Below are 4804 nucleotides of genomic sequence, written 5' to 3'. Positions count from 1 at the left end.
CCGAGACCGTCTCGACCGACTACGACACCGCCGACCGGCTGTACTTCGAGCCGCTGACGTTCGAGGACGTGCTGGGCGTGTGCGACCGCGAGTCGCCGGTCGGTGTGTTGGTGGCGTTCGGTGGGCAAACCCCGTTGAAGCTCGCCGGCGCGCTGGAGCGCGCGGGGGTGAAGATCCTGGGCACCCCTCCCGACGCGATCGACATGGCCGAGGACCGCGGCCGGTTCGGGGATCTGATGCGCCGGCTGGGCATCCCGATGCCGGCCGGTGGGGTGGCCCGCTCGTTCGACGAGGCCCGGGCGGTGGCCGGCTCGATCGGCTACCCGGTGCTGGTTCGCCCCTCGTACGTGCTCGGTGGACGGGCGATGGAGATCGTCTACAACGAAGAGATGCTGGAGCGCTACCTCGCCTCAGCGCTGGCTGCCTCCGACGTCGACCACGGCGGCTCGCCGGCAGGCCCGGCGATCCTCGTGGACCGCTTCCTCGAGGACGCCATCGAGCTCGATGTCGACGCGGTGTTCGACGGCGAAGAGTTGTACGTCGGCGGGGTCCTCGAGCACATCGAGGAGGCCGGGATCCACTCCGGGGACTCGGCATGCGTCATCCCCCCGTACACGCTGAGCCGCAGCCACCTCGCCACGGTCCGCGAGTACATCGCGGGCATCGCCCGCGGTCTGGGGGTGGTGGGCCTCGTCAACGTCCAGCTGGCCCTCAAAGACGACGTGATGTACGTGATCGAGGCCAACCCGCGCGCGTCGAGGACCGTGCCGTTCGTGTCGAAGGCGACCGGTGTGCCGTTGGCGAAGATCGCCGCGCGGGTGATGGCCGGCGACCGCCTCGCGGACCTGCGCGACGCCGGGGTGGTCCCGCCAGTCGACGCCACGACCGGCCTGGAGCTCGCGCACATCGCGGTGAAGGAGGCGGTGCTGCCGTTCGACCGTTTCCCCGGGGTGGATGCACTCCTGGGTCCCGAGATGCGCTCCACAGGTGAGGTGATGGGCATCGACGACTCGTTCGGGGCGGCCTTCGCCAAGTCGCAGGCGGGGACCGGGACGATGGTGCTGCCCACCGGCGGGACCGTGTTCGTCTCGGTCGCCAACCGCGACAAGCGCGCGATCGTGTTCCCGGTCAAGCGTCTGGTCGATCTCGGGTTCGAGGTGGTCGCCACCGACGGCACCGCTGAGGTGCTCCAGCGTGCTGGTGTCCCCGCCCGCGTGGTGCGGAAGGTCTCCGAGGCGGGCGCGGGTCCCCATGTGGTCGACCTGATCGGCGACGGCGTGGTGGATCTGATCCTCAACACGCCCTACGGGATCGGACCGCGCGGTGACGGCTACCTGATCCGGACCGCGGCGGTGACCCACGGCGTGCCGTGCATCACGACGATGTCGGGGATCCTGGCCGCGATCCAGGGGATCGAGTCGCTGCAGGCCGGTCCGCTCGTGGTCCGCCCGCTGCAGGACTACCACGCCCGCCTGGGAGCCGGGACGTGAGTGCGCACCTACGGCCGCGCGCCCAGACGGTCTTCGGGCGCCCCGACGGGCCGGTGCGTGCGGTGTGCGAGGTCGTGGGGCGCCGCCCGGAGGGTGCCTACGTCTCGCTGACGGTCGCCGCGCCGCAGATCGCCGAACGGGCGCTGCCGGGCCAGTTCGTCAACGTCGCGGTCGAGTGCCGCGGGGCGCTGCTGCGCCGACCGTTCTCGATCTACCGCACATCACGTCAGGGGCCGTGGGTGGGGACGGTCGAGTTCATCCTCGACCCGCACGGGCCCGGGACGGCGTGGCTCGCTGAGCGCGCACCCCACGAGGTCCTCGACGTGGTCGGTCCGCTCGGCAACGTCTTCCCCGTCCCCGCGCAGCGGGTGCCGTGCCTGCTGGTCGGCGGTGGGTACGGAGCCGCCCCGCTGTTCTTCCTCGCCGAGCGGTTGCGCGCCGAGGGCCAGCGGGTCGCCATGCTGCTCGGGGCCGCGACCGGCGAGCGGATCTTCAACGCGATCGAGGCCAAACGCACCAGCGCCAACGTCACGTTCACCACCGACGACGGGTCGTACGGGATCCGCGGCCGGGTCACCGATGCACTCCCGGACGTGGCACGCGATGGTGGCACCGGTGTGGTGTACGCCTGCGGCCCGATGCCGATGCTGCGTGAGGTCGCGCGGGTGTGCGGCGAGCTCCGTCTGCCCTGCCAGGTCGCCGTGGAGGAGCACATGGCGTGCGCCACCGGGGTCTGCTGGACCTGCGTCGTCCCGCTCCGCGGCAAGGATGGCCGTGTGCGGATGAAGCGCTCTTGCGTCGACGGGCCGGTTTTTAACGGGGCGCGGGTGGCGTGGGACGAGAGCCGTTGGGTGCCGGCCCCGGTCGACGAGGAGTTCCTGCCCAACGTCGGCGCGCCGGCCCCGCAGGTCGCGACCGCACGGTCCGCGGAGGAGGACCGCCGGTGAGCCGCCAGTCGCACTCCGACGTGGTGGTCACGCGACGTCGGCGTGGTGACGACGACGCGCGGGGCACCGTCGACCTCGCCGTCGAGCTGGGCAGGCTCCGGCTGGCCAACCCGATCTTGGCTGCATCGGGGTGCTTCGCCAGCGGACGCGAGATCGACCGCTTCTACGACGTCAACCGCCTGGGCGCCGTGATCGGGAAATCGATCACGGTGGAACCACGCGAGGGCCTTCCCACGCCCCGGATGGCGGAGACAGCGTCGGGGATGCTCAACGCGATCGGGTTGCAGAACCCGGGGATCGAGCGGTGGATCGCCAAGGACCTGCCGTGGCTGCAGCAGCGCGGCGTCCCGGTGGTCGTGTCGATCGCGGGGAAGACGGTCGACGAGTACCGCCACCTCGCCCGCCGGATGCGGCGCCAGGGCGGGGTGGTCGCGCTGGAGGTGAACATCTCCTGCCCCAACGTCGAGGATCGCAACATCGTCTTCGCGTGCAGGGCCGACTCGTCGGCGACCGTCATCGACGCGGTGCGCCGCGAGGCCGACGTCCCGGTGTTCGCCAAGCTCACCCCCGACGTCACCGACATCACAGGCATCGCCCGGGCAGTGGTCGACGCCGGGGCGACCGGAGTGTCGCTGATCAACACGCTGCTGGGCATGGCCATCGACGTCGACACCCGACGCCCGAAGCTCGCCAACACCGTCGGTGGCCTGTCGGGACCGGCGATCCGGCCGATCGCGGTCCGCGCGATCTGGCAGGTCCGTCAGGCGCTCCCGGACGTGCCGATCATCGGGATGGGAGGCGTCGCCAGCGTCGAGGACGCTGTGGAGCTGATGCTCGCCGGCGCCGACGCCGTCGCGGTCGGGACCGCGAACTTCACCGACCCGTTCGCGGCCTTGTCGATCCTCCAGGACCTGACCCGGTGGTGCGACGCGCGCGGGATCGCCGCGGTGCGCCAGCTGCGCGGTGCCCTCGACACCGGACCGTGACGGTGACGGGTGCAGGCCACCCGGCCAACCCCCTGATCGTCGCGGTCGACACCGACGACCTCGCCGAGGCGATCGCGGTCGCGCGTGCGCTCGACGGCGTGGCCGGCCACATCAAGGTCGGCCACGCGCTGTTCGGGGCGCACGGCCCAGTGGCGGTCCGGGAGCTGGGCAAGTACGCCCCGGTCTTCCTCGACCTCAAGCTGCATGACATCCCCAGCGTGGTTGCTCGCGCGGCACGCACCTACGCCACACTGGGCGTGGCGATGCTGACCGTGCACGCCGGTGGAGGCGCCGCGATGGTCGCCGCGGCGGTCGAGGGGATGGCGGCCGGCGCCCCCACGGCTTCCCCGGCGCCGATGGTCCTGGCCGTCACCGTGCTGACCAGCCTCTCCGACGAGGATCTGTCTGCGATGAACGTCCCGCCCGCCGCCGTTCAGGTGCCGCACCTGGCCGCGCAAGCGGTCGCCGCCGGTGCACCGGGCGTGGTCTGTGCGCCGTGGGACGTGCGGGGCGTGCGGGCCGCGGTGGGATCCGACTCGGTGGTGGTGACCCCCGGGGTGCGTCCGTCGGGGACCGCAACCGATGAGCACGCACGGGCGGCGACACCGGCCGAAGCCCTGGCGGCCGGAGCCACCCACCTGGTGGTCGGTCGCCCCATCACCGGCTCCCCCGACCCGGCCGCTGCCGCGCGGGCGATCCTCGCCACCCTCAACTGGTCGCGCTGACGGTCAGGTCGTTACCGCCGGCGAAACAACCGCAGGTCCGTCGACTATCCCCAGGTTCGGTTGGACGTCGAGGCTGATTGTCGCAGGCGGTTGGTAGCGTTCGACTCGAACACAGGTTCGGTCACAGGGTTCGGTCACAGGGTTGGGTAGGGAGATGGTGATGGCTGTAGCAACCGAGGACCGCGAGCGGGTGGGTCAGGCCACGGTCGCGCGGGGGGTGCAGGCGCTGGGCGAGTTGGGGCGCCTGTTGGATGAGCGCAACCATCTGGACGCGGCGATCGTGGAGCTGGTGGGCGAACTGCACGCGTCGGGGGTGGTCGAGCAGGTGGAGGGGTTGCCGTTGGATCTACGCCTGGCGGCCGCCCACCATCTGACGGGGGCTGAGCGGTGGGTGTTGATCACCGCCAGCCAGGTGCTGCGCCACCTGCCGGTGACCGCAGGGCTGTTCAACGACGGGCGCCTGTCGTGGTCGCGGTGCGCCGCATCGTCGCGCGTGCCCGGGACCTGCCGGTCGAAGACCGCGGCGTGTTGGACGGGCGCATCGGCGCGTCGGTCGATGACATCGACGGTTTCGACCCTGATCAGCTGCTGTGGGCGGTGGACGCCGCGGCCGATGAGCTGGCTGGCGCCCGCCGGGTCCGGGCCCGGGAACGCCG

5 protein-coding genes are annotated in these 4804 nt (G+C 71.8%); all 5 read left to right on the top strand.

Annotated features, from left to right (window positions below; genetic code table 11):
• Nucleotides 1-1490: carbamoyl-phosphate synthase large subunit (gene carB / locus M3N57_08990; GenBank protein MDP9022814.1), on the top strand; the 1490-nt coding region annotated here is incomplete at its 5' end.
• Complete coding sequence (locus tag M3N57_08985; GenBank protein MDP9022813.1) at nucleotides 1487-2437, top strand: dihydroorotate dehydrogenase electron transfer subunit; 951 nt, start codon at nucleotides 1487-1489, stop codon at nucleotides 2435-2437. The genes carB and M3N57_08985, both read left to right, overlap by 4 nt.
• Nucleotides 2434-3423, top strand: a complete 990-nt coding sequence (locus tag M3N57_08980) for a dihydroorotate dehydrogenase (GenBank protein MDP9022812.1) — start codon at nucleotides 2434-2436, stop codon at nucleotides 3421-3423. The genes M3N57_08985 and M3N57_08980 overlap by 4 nt, the downstream gene beginning before the upstream one ends.
• 2 nt (nucleotides 3424-3425) lie before the next feature.
• Entirely contained in the window at nucleotides 3426-4148 is a 723-nt protein-coding gene (pyrF, locus tag M3N57_08975) for an orotidine-5'-phosphate decarboxylase (GenBank protein MDP9022811.1), read from the top strand.
• A 160-nt stretch (nucleotides 4149-4308) separates the two neighbouring features.
• Nucleotides 4309-4804, top strand: a 496-nt coding sequence (locus tag M3N57_08970) for a hypothetical protein (protein ID MDP9022810.1), incomplete at its 3' end; no start/stop codon positions are given.

The sequence above is a fragment of the Actinomycetota bacterium genome, assembly GCA_030776725.1.
In the GTDB taxonomy this organism is placed as follows: Bacteria; Actinomycetota; Nitriliruptoria; order Nitriliruptorales; family JAHWKO01; genus JAHWKW01.
This window is presented reverse-complemented; position numbering and strand designations above follow the sequence as displayed.